The organism is Mycobacterium sp., from assembly GCF_035570115.1.
In the GTDB taxonomy this organism is placed as follows: Bacteria; Actinomycetota; Actinomycetes; order Mycobacteriales; family Mycobacteriaceae; genus Mycobacterium.
The window spans coordinates 32,967-47,215 of sequence record NZ_DATMLH010000116.1 but is presented as its reverse complement, the minus strand read 5'-3'; the positions used below and the strand labels follow the sequence as shown (position 1 = coordinate 47,215).

Annotated in this window: 11 protein-coding genes, 1 tRNA gene and 1 other RNA gene; 8 read left to right on the top strand and 5 right to left on the bottom strand. The window is 64.5% G+C overall.

The window, feature by feature from the left end; genetic code table 11:
- The first annotated feature begins 40 nt into the window (after nucleotides 1-40).
- Together VNW74_RS10535 and VNW74_RS10530 are read left to right on the top strand one after the other, a co-directional pair.
- The gene (locus tag VNW74_RS10535; RefSeq protein WP_325676541.1) at nucleotides 41-1,420 is read left to right on the top strand and encodes an FAD-binding oxidoreductase; all 1,380 of its coding nucleotides are present in this window, start codon (nucleotides 41-43) and stop codon (nucleotides 1,418-1,420) included.
- Nucleotides 1,417-2,727 (top strand): class I SAM-dependent methyltransferase, encoded by a 1,311-nt coding sequence (locus VNW74_RS10530; RefSeq protein WP_325676540.1) that lies wholly within the window; start codon nucleotides 1,417-1,419, stop codon nucleotides 2,725-2,727. Before VNW74_RS10535 ends, VNW74_RS10530 begins: the two co-directional genes overlap by 4 nt.
- Before the next feature lie 107 nt (nucleotides 2,728-2,834).
- Here VNW74_RS10530 and VNW74_RS10525 read toward each other — a convergent pair whose 3' ends face one another.
- The 3 genes from VNW74_RS10525 to ffs all read right to left on the bottom strand — a co-directional run bounded on the left by VNW74_RS10525 (nucleotide 2,835) and on the right by ffs (nucleotide 6,134).
- Nucleotides 2,835-4,676 (bottom strand): DNA polymerase III subunits gamma/tau, encoded by a 1,842-nt coding sequence (locus VNW74_RS10525; protein ID WP_325676539.1) that lies wholly within the window; start codon nucleotides 4,674-4,676, stop codon nucleotides 2,835-2,837.
- A gap of 34 nt (nucleotides 4,677-4,710) precedes the next feature.
- Nucleotides 4,711-6,000 carry an aminotransferase class I/II-fold pyridoxal phosphate-dependent enzyme gene (locus VNW74_RS10520; protein WP_325676597.1) on the bottom strand — a complete coding sequence of 430 codons (1,290 nt, stop codon included), beginning with the start codon at nucleotides 5,998-6,000 and terminating at the stop codon, nucleotides 4,711-4,713.
- 39 nt (nucleotides 6,001-6,039) lie between these two features.
- An RNA gene (ffs, locus tag VNW74_RS10515) (signal recognition particle sRNA small type) lies at nucleotides 6,040-6,134 on the bottom strand.
- A gap of 77 nt (nucleotides 6,135-6,211) precedes the next feature.
- Between ffs and VNW74_RS10510 the strand changes: the two genes are divergently transcribed.
- Nucleotides 6,212-6,297: transfer RNA gene (locus VNW74_RS10510), tRNA-Ser, on the top strand.
- A 73-nt stretch (nucleotides 6,298-6,370) separates the two neighbouring features.
- On the top strand, nucleotides 6,371-7,225 hold the full coding sequence (locus tag VNW74_RS10505) for a hypothetical protein (protein WP_325676538.1): 855 nt from the start codon (nucleotides 6,371-6,373) through the stop codon (nucleotides 7,223-7,225).
- On the opposite strand, the gene VNW74_RS10500 is transcribed toward VNW74_RS10505, so the two are convergent.
- Complete coding sequence (locus VNW74_RS10500) at nucleotides 7,172-8,407, bottom strand: alpha/beta fold hydrolase (RefSeq protein WP_325676537.1); 1,236 nt, start codon at nucleotides 8,405-8,407, stop codon at nucleotides 7,172-7,174. The two genes, VNW74_RS10505 and VNW74_RS10500, sit on opposite strands and share 54 nt — an antisense overlap.
- 85 nt (nucleotides 8,408-8,492) lie before the next feature.
- On the opposite strand from VNW74_RS10500, the gene VNW74_RS10495 reads away from it, so the two are divergent.
- Together VNW74_RS10495 and VNW74_RS10490 are read left to right on the top strand one after the other, a co-directional pair.
- A complete protein-coding gene (locus VNW74_RS10495) occupies nucleotides 8,493-9,068 on the top strand; it encodes a TetR/AcrR family transcriptional regulator (RefSeq protein WP_325676536.1) in 576 nt (191 codons plus the stop codon).
- A gap of 45 nt (nucleotides 9,069-9,113) precedes the next feature.
- Nucleotides 9,114-10,169, top strand: coding sequence for a dihydrodipicolinate reductase (locus tag VNW74_RS10490; protein ID WP_325676535.1), 1,056 nt, complete (start codon nucleotides 9,114-9,116; stop codon nucleotides 10,167-10,169).
- Here the strand turns inward: VNW74_RS10490 and VNW74_RS10485 are convergent.
- Complete coding sequence (locus tag VNW74_RS10485; protein ID WP_325676534.1) at nucleotides 10,166-10,504, bottom strand: DUF732 domain-containing protein; 339 nt, start codon at nucleotides 10,502-10,504, stop codon at nucleotides 10,166-10,168. The genes VNW74_RS10490 and VNW74_RS10485 overlap by 4 nt on opposite strands.
- 245 nt (nucleotides 10,505-10,749) lie before the next feature.
- Here VNW74_RS10485 and VNW74_RS10480 point away from each other — a divergent pair, with 245 nt between their 5' ends.
- Nucleotides 10,750-11,280: an MmpS family transport accessory protein gene (locus VNW74_RS10480; RefSeq protein ID WP_325676533.1), complete on the top strand. Its 531-nt coding sequence runs from the start codon at nucleotides 10,750-10,752 to the stop codon at nucleotides 11,278-11,280.
- Entirely contained in the window at nucleotides 11,277-14,240 is a 2,964-nt protein-coding gene (locus VNW74_RS10475; RefSeq protein ID WP_325676532.1) for an MMPL family transporter, read from the top strand. Before VNW74_RS10480 ends, VNW74_RS10475 begins: the two co-directional genes overlap by 4 nt.
- Nucleotides 14,241-14,249: the final 9 nt, after the last annotated feature.

Here is a 14,249-nt window from a genome sequence, read left to right as displayed (position 1 = left end):
GATGACCCTGCGCGGGCTGATATCGGGGACTAGCGTATATGTGGTGCCTGTCCCTGCATCCGCACCGGCGGCTCATGCGGCGGGCGTCGAGCGGTTGTTGGCGAGCTATCGTTCGATTCCCGCGACGGCGGCCGTCCGACTCGCCAAGCCCACGTCCAATTTGTTTCGCACCCGCACGAAAACCGATGCACCGGGACTGGACACATCGGGGCTGACGAACGTCATTTCGGTTGACCCTGATTCGCGTACCGCTGATGTGGCCGGCATGTGCACATATGAGGATTTGGTGGCGGCGACCCTGCCCTACGGGCTATCGCCTTTAGTGGTCCCCCAGCTGAAGACCATCACGCTGGGCGGGGCGGTCACCGGGTTGGGCATCGAGTCGGCCTCGTTCCGCAACGGCCTGCCACACGAGTCGGTGCTGGAGATGGACATCCTCACCGGCACAGGCGAGTTGCTCACCGTCTCGCCCCAGCAGCACACTGACCTCTACCGTACTTTTCCGAATTCCTACGGCACCCTTGGCTATTCGACCAGGATTCGCATTGAGCTGGAGCCCATCAAGCCGTTCGTGGCGCTGCGACACGTGCGGTTCAACTCGCTGACTGATTTGATGTCGGCGATGGACCGCATCATCGACACCGGCGGTTTTGACGGTGTGCCAGTCGACTATCTCGACGGTGTGGTGTTCAGCGCCCAGGAGAGCTACCTTTGCGTCGGCGTGCGTACCACCACCCCCGGCCCGGTAAGCGACTACACGGGCCAACACATCTATTACCGCTCCATCCAGCACGACGCCGGCGTCAAAGAAGACCGGCTGACGATGCACGACTATTTCTGGCGGTGGGACACCGATTGGTTCTGGTGCTCACGCTCTTTCGGCGTGCAGAATCCCCGGGTGCGGCGTTGGTGGCCTCGGCGCTACCGGCGCAGCAACATGTACTCGAAGCTGGTGGCACTGGACCACCGATTCGGTATCGCCGACCGGATCGAGAAACGCAACGGTCGTCCGCCGCGCGAACGGGTGGTCCAGGATATCGAGGTGCCGATCGAGCGCACGGCTGCATTCCTGGACTGGTTCGTCGCTCATGTGCCCATCACACCGGTCTGGTTGTGCCCGTTACGGTTACACGACCGCGACCGCTGGCCGCTCTATCCGATCCGGCCTGGATCAACCTACGTCAATGTTGGGTTCTGGTCCTCGGTTGCGGTCGGCGCGACCGAGGGCGCGACGAATCGGTTGATCGAAGCGAAGGTGGGATCGCTCGACGGCCACAAATCGCTGTATTCCGACTCCTACTACAGCCGAGAGGAGTTCGATGAGCTATACGGCGGCGAAACCTACAAAACCGTGAAGAAAATCTACGATCCGGATTCGCGCCTGCTTGACCTCTACGCAAAGGCGGTGCAACGACGATGACGACCATCAAGGAATCCGCGGCCAGCAGGACAGGCAAGTTGAGCCTCGCCGAGGTCTTGGCGGTCGTCACCGGCGGCGCCAAGCGGTCGCTGCGGTTCACGGCTTACGACGGCAGCACCGCCGGACCGGAAACCGCCGCGCTGGGAATGGGCCTGCTGACGCCCCGTGGCACCACCTATTTGGCCACCGCCCCCGGCGAACTCGGGCTGGCCCGCGCCTACGTCTCCGGGGATGTCGAATTGCGCGGGGTGCCTCCGGGCGATCCCTACGAGCTGCTCAAGTTGCTGGCCGACAAGCTCGAGTTCGGTAGGCCCTCGGCGCGCCTGCTGGCCAGCATCATCCGTGCGGTTGGCGTCCAACACCTGGTCCCCGCACCACCACCGCCGCAGGAGGCGCTACCTCGCTGGCGGCGGATCGCTGAAGGCATGCGGCACAGCAAGACTCGTGACGCCGAGGCCATCCATCACCACTATGACGTCTCCAACACCTTTTACGAGTGGGTGCTGGGCCCGTCGATGACGTACACCTGCGCGGTCTATCCGCATGCCGAAGCGACGCTGGAAGAGGCGCAGGACAACAAGTACCGGCTGGTCTTCGAGAAGTTGGGGCTGCAGCCGGGTGACCGGCTGCTCGACGTCGGCTGCGGCTGGGGCGGGATGGTTCGCTACGCCGCCCGCCGCGGCGTGCGGGCGATCGGTGCCACGCTATCGGCCGAACAGGCCAGCTGGGCGCAAAGGGCGATCGAGGCCGAGGGACTGACCCACCTGGCCGAAGTGCGCCACTCCGACTATCGCGACGTGCGGGAGACCGGATTCGACGCGGTCTCCTCGATCGGATTGACCGAGCACATCGGTGTCAAAAACTATCCCTCGTACTTCGCCTTCCTGCAGTCCAAGCTGCGCACCGGAGGCTTGCTGCTCAATCACTGCATCACCCGCAACGACAACAAGTCGACCTTCCGCGCGAGCAGTTTCACCGATCGCTACGTCTTTCCGGACGGAGAGTTGACCGGCTCGGGACGAATCGTGTCGGCGGTCCAAGACGTGGGTCTCGAAGTGCTGCACGCGGAAAACTTCCGTACGCACTACGCGATGACGCTGCGTGACTGGTGCCGCAATCTGGTCGCGCATTGGGACGAGGCGGTCGCCGAGGTCGGTCTGGCCACCGCGAAAGTGTGGGGCCTCTACATGGCCGCGTCTCGGGTGGCCTTCGAGCACAACAACATTCAACTACATCACGTGTTAGCAACCAAGCTCGACGCTTGCGGCACCGACGACCTGCCACTACGCCCGTGGTGGCAGCCCTAGGCGCTGAGGCGTATGACTGTATGTCGCCTGTAAGAGGCTAACGGCCGCCACCAACCGTTCATCTGGCCTGGTTCGAATCAAACGGGTGCGAGCTTGACCCGAAAGTCTCAGCCGTTGTCGATGCGGCGTGCGCCCAGTTCGTTCTGCAAGAGCTCCAGCGCCGCCTCTTCGGGGTCGCGGCGCGGTGCCGACGAGTCGTCCTGACCCGCCTCGGCCAGCATGCTTTCCTCTTCGGCCCGCTGAGTGGAATCCTGGGCGGCAGGTGGTTCCGCCGACGGGGATGGACGCGAGACCCCACGGGCAGCCGGAGCCGCGCCACGCGCGGCCCGCCGCGGCGGCACGACCGGCTCTGCGGTTGCCGTCGGATTGGGCGCGCCAACTTCACATCGCACCCGCCAATCAACGCCTAGCGCGTCCTTGAGCGCCTCGGCGATGACGTCGGCGTTGCGTTGTTCGCACAGCCGCTTAGCCAGCGGCGCCGATTCGTGGCTCAACACCAATGTGTTGCCCTCCACGGCGCGTACGGTGGCGCCCGCCAACATGACCTCGGTGGTTCGGCTGCGTTGACGTACCTTGTCGCGCACCGTCGGCCACAAGGTGCGGACTGCCGCCGCACCCGGTTCACCCGGGCTCTGCTCGGGCGGGCTCTGCTCGGGTGCGGGCTGCCTCGGGGGCGGGCTGGGCGCCGGCTCAGTGGCGGCGGCCGGTGGCGTCGATTGCGTCGGGGCGTCAGCCGGTTCGGGCCGCGCGGAGTCCGGCCGTTGATCACCGAGTGGAATGGACATGTCCAGCCTGGTCTCGATCCGTTCGACGCGTTGCAGCAGCGCCGATTCGGTGTCACTGGCCGAGGGCAACAACAGCCGCGCGCAGATCACTTCTAGCAGCAGGCGGGGTGCCGTCGCGCCGCGCATCTCGGTCAGGCCGGCGTGCACGACTTCGGCGTAGCGGGTGAGCGTCGCCGGGCCGATCCGGGCCGCTTGATCGCGCATCCGGTCCAGCACGTCTTCTGGCGCGTCGACCACACCGCGCGCGGCGGCGTCTGGAACAGCTTGCAGCACAAGCAAATCGCGGAACCGCTCCAACAGGTCGGTGGCAAATCGCCGAGGGTCGTGACCGGCGTCGATCACCGATTCGACCGCCCCGAACAACGCCGCGGCATCTCCGGCGGCGAGCGCGTCGACGGCCTCATCGATCAACGCGACGTCAGTAGCGCCCAGCAGCCCCAGTGCCCGCTGATAACTGATCCGGTTGCCATCCGGCGCGGCTTCCGAACCGGCCAGCAACTGATCGAGAACTGACAGAGTGTCGCGGGGAGAACCGCCGCCGGCCCGGATCACCAGCGGGTAGACGGCGTCGTCAGCGACGACACCCTCCTGGGCGCAGATCCGTTGGATCAGCGCCCGCATGGTGCGTGGTGGCAGCAGCCGGAACGGGTAGTGGTGGGTGCGCGACCGGATCGTCGGCAGCACCTTCTCCGGCTCGGTTGTGGCGAACACAAAGATCAGATGCTCCGGCGGCTCCTCGACGATTTTGAGCAGCGCGTTGAACCCCGCGGTGGTCACCATGTGCGCCTCGTCGACGATGAAGACCCGGTAGCGCGACTGGGCCGGCGCGTAGAAAGCTCGGTCCCGCAACTCACGGGTGTCGTCGACGCCGCCATGGCTGGCCGCGTCGAGCTCGACGACGTCGATGCTGCCGGGTCCGTTGGGCGCCAGCGCGACGCAGGAGTCGCAGACACCGCATGGCGTCGCCGTCGGCCCCTGTGCACAGTTCAACGACCGGGCCAGGATGCGCGCCGACGACGTCTTGCCACACCCGCGCGGGCCGGAGAACAGATACGCGTGGTTGATTCGGCCCGCCGTCAAAGCGGTGCACAGCGGCTCGGTGACATGTTCCTGCCCCACCACCTCGGCGAAAGTTGCCGGTCGGTACTTGCGGTAGAGGGCCACGGTCGCCCACGCTACCGACGCCGCCCGACGCGAGCTAACCCTGGCTCAGCCGCGACTCGGTGGCGGCCAGCAAGGCGCAGGTGGCCAGCCCATCGATCGCATTGCGTAGGTCGGGTACCGGCGGCATCGTCGGTGCGATCCGGATGTTCTTGTCGTCGGGGTCTTTCCGGTACGGGAACGACGCGCCCGCGTCGGTGACGGCGATACCGGCCTCTTTGGCCAACGCGACGGTGCGCCGCGCCGTGCCCGGCAACACGTCGAGGCTGATGAAGTACCCGCCTTGGGGCTCATTCCAGGACGCGATCTTCGATTCACCGAGGCGCTTGTCCAGGATCTCCAGCGCCAACGCGAATTTGGGTGCCAGCAGCTGCTGGTGACGCAGCATCTGCAGGCGCACACCGTCGGCGTCGCCGAAAAAGCGCAAATGCCGCAGCTGATTGACCTTGTCCGGCCCGATCAACTTCTTGCCGGCGTACTGCAAATACCAGGCGATGTTGCCCAGTGATCCACCGAAGAAGCTGACCCCGGCACCGGCGAAGGTGATCTTGGACGTCGACGCGAACACGTAAGGCCGGTTGGGGTTGCCCGCGGCGGCGGCCAGACCCAGCACGTCGACCTGGCGGACGAAATCGTGCGTCAACGTGTGCACCGCGTAGGCGTTGTCCCAGAACAGCCGGAAGTCCTCTGCCGCGGTGCGCATCTGGACGAGCCGGCGAACCGTTTCCCACGAGTAGGTGATGCCTGTGGGGTTGGCGAACACCGGAACCGCCCACAAGCCTTTGATGGCCGGGTCGACGGCGACCAGCTCTTCGATCAGGTCGACGTCCGGCCCGTCGTCGCGCATCGGAATCGAGATCATCTCGATGCCCATGGTTTCGGTGATGTTGTGGTGGCGATCGTAGCCAGGTACGGGGCACAAGAACTTGACGCGCGGCTCGTCTTTCCAGGGCCGCGGCGAGTCCACCCCGCCATGCAACATCGAGAACACGACGACGTCGTGCATCAGCTCAAGGCTGGCGTTGTTGCCCGCGATCAGGTTGGGCACGGGGATGCCAAGCAGCTCGCCGAAGATCGCCCGCAGTTCGGGTAGGCCATGCTGCCCGCCATAGTTGCGGGTGTCGGTGCCCTCGCCGTCGCGGTAGTCAGTCCCGGGCAGGCTCAGCAAGGCGTTGGACAGATCGAGCTGCTCGCTACACGGTTTGCCGCGGGTGAGGTCCAGGGCCAGCTTCATCGACTGCAGTTCGGCGTAGTCCTGCTGGTGGCGGGCATGCAATGCCTCAAGGTCGGTACGGCCTAGGGAACTGAACGAGCCGTACGACACCATCCACCTTTCACCGTCGACACCTGGGTCGCCACGATCTGACATGGGGGACCCCGCGCACCCGCCAGAGCCCATTGACCCTTGCTGCCTTCCGGCCCTGGGGGAGTTCACAGGATAGACGCCGCACGGGGTCCACGGAGAGTCTAGTACCCGGGCTCGGGTCAATCGTCGACAGCCACAAGACGCCGAGCTGGGCTCGGCTACCATGGCCGACGGAGGATTCGCCTAGTGGCCTATGGCGCTCGCCTGGAACGCGGGTTGGGTTAACAGCCCTCGCGGGTTCAAATCCCGCATCCTCCGCGCACAATCCGGGGTGTGGCCAGGCCTGAATGACCGGGGTCTGGTTACTCCGGATACCAGCTCAAGGAGGCGCATGGGACGCAAGGCTGCCGTGGTTTGGCACGCGGCGTTCTCGATTATCGCAGGCCTCCTCTATTTCGGCTTTGTGCTGCCGCGCTGGTGGGAGCTGATGGGCGACACCTCGCACGCCCTCGGCACCGCGTTGCGGATCGTCACCGGGGTGGTGATCGCCCTGGCTGCGCTGCCGGTGGTGTTGACGCTGCTGCGGGCCCGCAAGCCGGAGTACGGCACGCCGCAGCTCGCACTCAACCTGCAGACGTCGTCGGCGGTTGCGCATGTGCTGGCCGGCGTGCTGATCGTCGGCACGGCGATCAGCGAGATCTGGCTAAGCCTCGACACCGTGGGGCAGTACCTGTTCGGCGTTTACGGCGCGGCAGCCGCGATCGCGATACTCGGGATTTTCGGGTTCTATCTGTCGTTTATCGCCGAGCTTCCACCGCCACCACCGAAACCACTGAAGCCCAAGAAAGAGAAGCAAGGCCGTCGTAAGAAGGGCCGTCGCAAGAAGGACGAGACGGACGAAGCCGACGAGGCGGAAGCCACTGAGGACACCGAAGCACTAGCCGAACAGGACGCCGAAGCTGACGGCGATGAAGCCGAGACGGCAGAAACGCCGGGTCACGACGAGGAGCCCGCCGAGGTTACCGCGCAAGGCCCCGAAGTCGAGCCGACGACCACAGAAGGCCTCGAACCCGAGTCGACGGCCGAAGAGGCGCCCCCGGTGGAAGACGCCGAAGCCGACGACGCCTTGGACGACACCGGCGCCGATTCGTCCGCGCGCGGCTTGCGCAATCGGCGCCCGACCGGCAAACCGTCAGGAGTGCATTGGCGCAGGCGCACGCGCCGCGGTATCGCCGTCGAGGACTGAACCAACCGTCGGCGGTGGGAACGCCGTCAAGTCCAACCACGCGATCATCAAGCGGGCGGCCGCGCCGATATTGCCGAGCTGGCAGTGGTTGCTCGCCTGCTCGGCGGCGGTGAAGATTCGCGTGGTCACCGAGCGCGCGTTAGTCAGCGTGCCCGCCTGGCGCCCCAATTGCCGCAGCGGCACATAGTGGTCGTCCGCGCCGGCAAGAAGCAGCACGTCGGCGCGAACCAGGTGGGAGATCTTGCGGGTGGTCATCGCGGTCGTCGAACGAAGAAAGTCGTAGGGCGTGGCAGTGCCGGTGACGTGCATGCCCTGTCGCAATCCCCACTGTGAGACCGGCTTGCGACCAACGGCCCAGTCGGCGACGGCGTTGATGGCCCCACGGGCGCGCGCGGTAAGTAGCGCGCGCAATGGAATCCGGACGCCGCGGCCGAGTTGGCGCGCGATCGTCTCGAAAAAGTCGTCGAGGATGTCGAAAGCCACCACCTGGCTGATCCGCGGTTCGAACGCGGCCGCGCGAATCACCAGGCCACCGCCCAGCGAGATTCCCACGACGGCAACGTTCTTGAGGTCGTAGTGGTCGAGCACCGCGGCCACCGGCCGCTCCCACTCGGGGATCATCGTGAGTCCGAAGTCCTCGAGCGCGCTGCCCTGACCCGGGCCCTCGAACACGACGATGCGCCGACCCGCGTCGACCATGCCGGCGATCATCGGCAGGAATTCTTCGATGTAGCTGTCGAATCCTCCGAACATGACGATCGGGGCGCCGATCTGACGGTCCGGTCGGAGATCGTAGGCCGGCATGGAGCCGGAGCCGAACGGGACAAACTCAGGAGCTACGTCGTAGATGCTGCGCATCGCTTCCAGAAACCTGGCGCGCGCGGCCGGTCGGCGCGGGTCGGTCGACGTCATGAAGAACTCGGCTGCCCGGTCGTAGTAGGCGCCGGCGAGCGCCCGGTCGGCGGCGCGGGCGCGCTCGGCGAGGCCGAGGAAGCCGTCCATCAACTCCGGATAGGTGTTGGCGCGCGCCGCCATTTCGGCCACCTCGTCGATGGCCGAGGGGCCGATCCACTGCACCCAGCGGTTGCACTGAAAGTTGATGCTGAAATCGGAGTGGAAGCGGTGAAAACCGATCGGGGGGGTGGCGCCGCTGCAGTCAAGCCGGGGTGCTGATGCGTCCATGACTTCCTCCTATTGCAAGTTACCTTGCAATAGCATGCGCCGCATTCGCCGCGATTGCAAGTAAAGTTGCGATAGACTCGAGCGCATGGGCGCTGACGTGGCACATCGTCGCGGCGAGCATGTCCGCCGGAGCGTGTTGTCCGCGGCGTTCGACGAGTTGGTCGCCAACGGGTTCGACGGCGCCACCATCGCCGGAATCGCCAAGCGCTCGGGGGTGCACGAGACCACCGTTTACCGCCGATGGGCGACCCGAGAGAACCTATTGGTGGCGGCGTTGCTCGACCGGAGCGCCGACGCCATCCCCGCCCCGGATACGGGTTCGACCAGGGGTGATTTTCTGGCGCTTGTCCGCGACGTGATCGCCTACATGCGCTCGCCCGCGGCCATGGCCGTGATGCGTGCGGCGATGCTGCCGGTTGACGACGCCTACGCCGGTGCCCGCCAAGCCTTCTGGGCGCGTCGCCTGGGCGCGCTGTCTCCGGTAGCGGCGCGCGGCATCGAGCGTGGCGATCTGCGCGCCGACATCGACGCCCAACTGCTGCTGGAGATGCTGGTGGCGCCAATCCACGGTCGGCTGCTGTTCAGCGGTGAACCCATCGACGACGGGTTCGCCGAACGGCTGGTCGACCAAGTGCTCGCCGGCGTCGCCGCTAGACGATGACCTGATGTCGCCTCAGCCCCGGCTTCTCTTCCCTATGCTGAGCGAGTGCCAAACAGCTATCGAGTCGTGCAGTGGAACACCGGAAACGTCGGCAAGAGCTCGCTGAAGTCGATCGCCGCCAACCCCACACTCGAGTTGGTCGGGTGCTATGCCTGGTCAGCGGAGAAGGTCGGCCGCGACGCCGGCGAACTCGTCGGGATCCCGCCACTGGGCGTTGCGGCCACCAACGATGTCGACGCGCTGCTCGCCCTGAAACCCGACTGCGTGGTCTACAACCCGATGTGGATCGACGTCGACGACCTGGTCCGCATCCTGTCCGCGGGTGTCAACGTGGTGACCACGGCGTCCTTCATCACCGGACACAACCTTGGCGAGGGCCGCGATCGACTGTTGGCGGCCTGCGAGAAAGGCGGCTCCACGATCTTCGGGTCCGGTATCAGCCCGGGCTTCGCCGAGCTGCTGGCCATCGTTTCGGCGATGGTGTGCAACCGGGTCGACAAGGTCACCGTCAACGAGGCCGCCGACACCACGTTCTACGACTCGCCGGAGACCGAGAAACCGGTGGGCTTCGGCCAGCCGATCGACCACCCGGAGCTGGACGCGATGGCGGCAAAGGGGACGGCCATTTTCGGCGAGGCCGTCCGGCTGGTTGGCGACGCGCTCGGCGTCGAGCTGGACGAGGTGCGGTGCGTGGCCGAGTTTGCCCAAACCACCGCTGACCTCGAAATGGCGTCCTGGACGATACCCGCGGGATGCGTTGCGGGCGTCTACATAAGCTGGCAGGGCATCGTCGGCGGCAACACCGTGATCGACCTGAATGTGCGGTGGCGCAAGGGACAGACGCTCGAACCCGACTGGAAGATCGACCAGGACGGCTGGGTCATCCAGATCGACGGGCAGCCGACGGTGACAACCAAGGTCGGCTTCCTGCCGCCGCCGTACTTCGAGGCCACCACGCTCGAGGAATTCATGGACCTGGGTCACATCATGACGGCGATGCCCGCCATCAACGCGATCCCTGCCGTCGTTGCCGCGGCGCCGGGCATCGTCACCTACACCGATCTGCCACTGACGCTGCCGCGCGGCGTCGTCCCGAGCTAGTGCGCTGGAATGTTCTGCAGCTTGGGCGCCAGGTCGGGGCAGTAGATGCTGATGGCACTGCCGAGGAACTGATACGCCTGCACCTGAGTGGTGCCCCTGGGGAGGTTATTGGAGAGGAAATGAGCTGTTGCCGCAGCGTCGGGGTCGACGCCCTGAGCGAGCCTTCGGCAGGAGATCTTGGCCAGATACGGGTTGTAGTCATGCGGCCCGTAAATGCCGTAACGCGCGATCTGATTGTCGAAATCAGTGTCGGGGTCGGCAGTTGCGGGCGCGGCCAAGCCAATCGCCGCGGCGATGGCGAGCGCCGCGTATCCCGCAAACACTTTCGCCTTCATAGGCTGAATCGTACCGCTCGCAGTTCGTCGTGCAGACCGAGCTCGTCTCCTTGCGCCCATCGTCACAGATCCTCTCGCCCCATTCGAAGCCCAACCGAACCACGGGTCGGGACGAGCGATGTGACCATCGGAAAACTCTCCCTCCCGGTATCTTTCTAGTCGCCTATTCCGATTAGAGTAGCTAAGGTTACACACAAGCTAATTAGTTGAGCCCCCTTCGCCCCTGGTTAAGGATGGAAGCACCGATGACCGTCGCCGAGCCGAGGACCGAGCCGCTGCCCACTCGGGTCGGCGACGGCGAAGCCCCGGTCGCCAAACCGCGCCGGGACAAGCGCGGGTCAATCCTCTCTCGCTTCGTTACCCGATTCTGGCTCGTGCTGGTGATCGCCGGCGTGGTCGCGGTCTCCGGGCTCGCCGTGTACCGGCTGCACGGCATCTTCGGCGTCCACGGCAATTCCTTCGGTGGCGGCTCGGTCGCTGACAACATCATCCCGTTCAACCCCAAGGTGTTGAAACTCGAGGTCTGGGGCTCGCCGGGCAACGTGGCAACCATTAATTACCTGGATGTCGATTCCCAGCCGCGGCAGGCCCTCGAGGTGCCCTTGCCCTGGTCCATCACGTTGACGACTACGAAGCCTGCGGTTCCCGCCAACCTCGTGGCGCAGGGAAGCGGCAATTCCCTCGGCTGCCGGATCACCGTGGACGGCGTCGTCAAGACCGAAAGGGTCGTCAACGAAGTGCGTGCCTTCACCTTCTGCCTGGACAAGTCCGCATGAGTCAGACCGGGGTCGAACAGCCGGTCTCACAGCCGCTGATCCCGCCGTTTCTGCCGCGGATGATCCATCGGCTTGCGCTGCCGATCGTCCTGGTGTGGTTGGCCCTTGTCTTCATCACCAATACCATGGCGCCGCAACTGGAGGTCGTCGCCAAAAACCACGCGGTGTCGCAGAGCCCCAAAGACGCGCCATCTTTCCAGTCGATGATGCGCGTCGGACGAACGTTCAACGAGTTCAATTCCGACAGCTCGGCGATGGTCGTCTTGGAGGGCCAGCAAACGCTTGGCCCCGACGCGCACCACTACTACGACGAGATAGTCAGGCGGCTTAAGCAAGACACCACACACGTTCAGCACATCCAGGATTTCTGGAGTGATCCGCTGACGGCTGCCGGATCGCAGAGCACCGACGGAAAGGCCGCGTACGTCCAGGTCTATCTCGCCGGCAACATGGGCGGCAGTTTGTCCACCGAGTCCACCGAAGCCGTCCGGAAAATTGTGAACTCGGTGCCTGCGCCACCGGGGATCAAGGCCTACGTCACCGGAGCGGGTCCGCTGATCGCCGATCAGTCCCATGCGGGCGAGAAGGGCGTCAAGAAAGTCACCATGGTGACCATCCTGGTGATCATCGTGATGCTGCTGATCGTCTACCGCTCGGTGAGCACCGTCATGATCATGATGTTCATGGTCTTCGTCGAATTGGCCGCGGCCCGGGGTGTCGTCGCGTTCCTCGGAAACTACAACATCATCGGGCTTTCCACCTTCGCCAACAACATGCTGGTGTTGTTGGCAATCGCCGCCGGAACGGACTACGCGATTTTCGTGATGGGCCGATATCACGAGGCGCGCGGCCTCGGCGAGGAGCGAGAACAGGCCTTCTACACCATGTTCCACGGCACCGCGCATGTCGTGTTGGGCTCGGGCCTGACCATCGCCGGCGCGATGTACTGCTTGAGCTTCTGCCGGTTGCCGTATTTCCAGAGCTTGGGTGTGCCTTGCGCAGTCGGAATGCTCGTCGCGGTGTTAGCCGCGTTGACGTTGGGCCCGGCGGTGCTCACGGTGGGCAGCTTCTTCAAACTGCTCGACCCGAAGCGAAAGATGCAAACCCAGGGCTGGCGACGCATAGGCACCGCGGTCGTCCGTTGGCCCGCACCGATTCTGGCGGTGACGATCGGGATCGCCCTGATCGGTCTGATAACCCTGCCTGGATACCAGACCGATTACGACACTCGTCACTACCTGCCGCCCGACACCCCGGCCAACATCGGCTATGCAGCCGCCGACCGGCATTTCAACCAGGCCCGGCTGAATCCCGAGCTGTTGATGATCGAAACGGATCACGACCTGCGTAACTCGGCCGACTTCCTCGTGTTGGACAAGGTGGCAAAAGCCATCTTCCACATCCCCGGCATCGGTCGTGTGCAGACCATCACCAGGCCCCTGGGGACCCCGATCGACCACAGCACGCTTGGTTTCCAGATGAGCGCGCAAAGCGCCGGCCGAATCCAGACGCAGCATTACCAGGAAGAACAGGCGAAGAACCTGCTGAAGCAAGCGGACGAGCTCCGGAAAACGATGGCAACTCTGCACCAGCAGATGGTGGTCACGAAGAGTCTCAGCGATACCACGCACCAAACCGCGCTGCTCACAAAAGAAACCGTGAAAATCACGGAGGCATTGCGAGACGACATCGCTGTTTTCGATGACTTCTTCCGGCCGATCCGCAGCTTCTTCTACTGGGAAAAGCACTGCTACGACATTCCAGCATGCTGGGCGCTGCGATCCATCTTCAACGCGCTCGACGGCATCGACGCAGTGACTGAGAACATTGAGGCGCTCAGCACGAATATCGACAAATTAGACGCAATTCAGCCGCAGCTAATCGCGCTGATACCACCGCAGATCGCCAGCCAGGAGAACAATCTCGAGACCATCATGTCGAACTATGCGACGACGAAGGGTCTCAACGATCAACAGGAGGCGTTGTCCGACAACGCCACGGCCCAGGGAGAGGCCTTCGACAAAGCGAAGAACGACGACACGTTCTATCTGCCGCCCGAGGCGTTCAAAAGCCCGGATTTCAAGCGGGGTCTCAAACAGTTCATGTCACCCGACGGCCATGCCGTTCGATTGATCATCTCGCACGAAGGCGACCCGGCGACCCCTGAAGGGATTGCTCATATCGACCCGATCAAACAGGCAGTGCACGAGGCGATAAAAGGAACCCCGTGGGAGGGCGCCAAGGTCTACCTCGGCGGTACTGCTGCGACGTACAAGGACATGCACGACGGCTCCAAGTTCGACCTGATGATCGCCGGAATAGCCGCGGCCACTTTGATTTTCATCATCATGCTGGTCATCACCCGAAGCGTGGTCGCGGCCCTGGTCATCGTTGGCACGGTGCTGCTGTCACTGGGCGCCTCCTTCGGGCTTTCCGTGCTGCTGTGGCAATACATTCTCGGGATGAAGTTGCACTGGATGGTGCTGGCGATGGCGATCATCCTGCTGTTGGCGGTCGGATCTGACTACAACCTGCTGCTGATATCGCGGTTCAAGGAAGAAATTCACGCCGGGCTCAAGACGGGCATCATCCGTGCCGTGGCCGGCTCGGGCTCAGTGGTGACCTCTGCCGGTCTGGTGTTCGCCGCCACCATGGCCACGTTTGCGTTCAGCCCGCTGAAGGTCATGGCCCAGGTGGGTACCACGATCGCTTTGGGTCTGCTGTTCGACACCCTGATCGTGCGGTCGTTCATGACGCCGTCGCTGGCCACCCTGCTCGGACGCTGGTTCTGGTGGCCACAACACGTGCGCCCGCGCCCCGCCAGCACGATGCTGCGGCCGTACGGACCCCGCCCAGCAGTTCGTGAACTGCTGGGCGACGTTGACGGGCATCCGTCAAACGGAGATGGGCACCCGCGGCAAGGGCCGCACGGATCGATGGTGGGTTCAGCCCGCAGCTGAGAAGCGGTC

Coding starts and splice junctions, on each gene's coding strand:
- VNW74_RS10530 (WP_325676540.1), top strand. CDS start 1,417: ATGACGACCATCAAGGAATCCGCGGCCAGCAGGACAGGCAAGTTGAGC.
- VNW74_RS10520 (WP_325676597.1), bottom strand. CDS start 6,000: ATGGTGTCGTACGGCTCGTTCAGTTCCCTAGGCCGTACCGACCTTGAG.
- VNW74_RS10505 (WP_325676538.1), top strand. CDS start 6,371: ATGGGACGCAAGGCTGCCGTGGTTTGGCACGCGGCGTTCTCGATTATC.
- VNW74_RS10500 (WP_325676537.1), bottom strand. CDS start 8,407: ATGGACGCATCAGCACCCCGGCTTGACTGCAGCGGCGCCACCCCCCCG.
- VNW74_RS10495 (WP_325676536.1), top strand. CDS start 8,493: ATGGGCGCTGACGTGGCACATCGTCGCGGCGAGCATGTCCGCCGGAGC.
- VNW74_RS10485 (WP_325676534.1), bottom strand. CDS start 10,504: ATGAAGGCGAAAGTGTTTGCGGGATACGCGGCGCTCGCCATCGCCGCG.
- VNW74_RS10480 (WP_325676533.1), top strand. CDS start 10,750: ATGACCGTCGCCGAGCCGAGGACCGAGCCGCTGCCCACTCGGGTCGGC.
- VNW74_RS10475 (WP_325676532.1), top strand. CDS start 11,277: ATGAGTCAGACCGGGGTCGAACAGCCGGTCTCACAGCCGCTGATCCCG.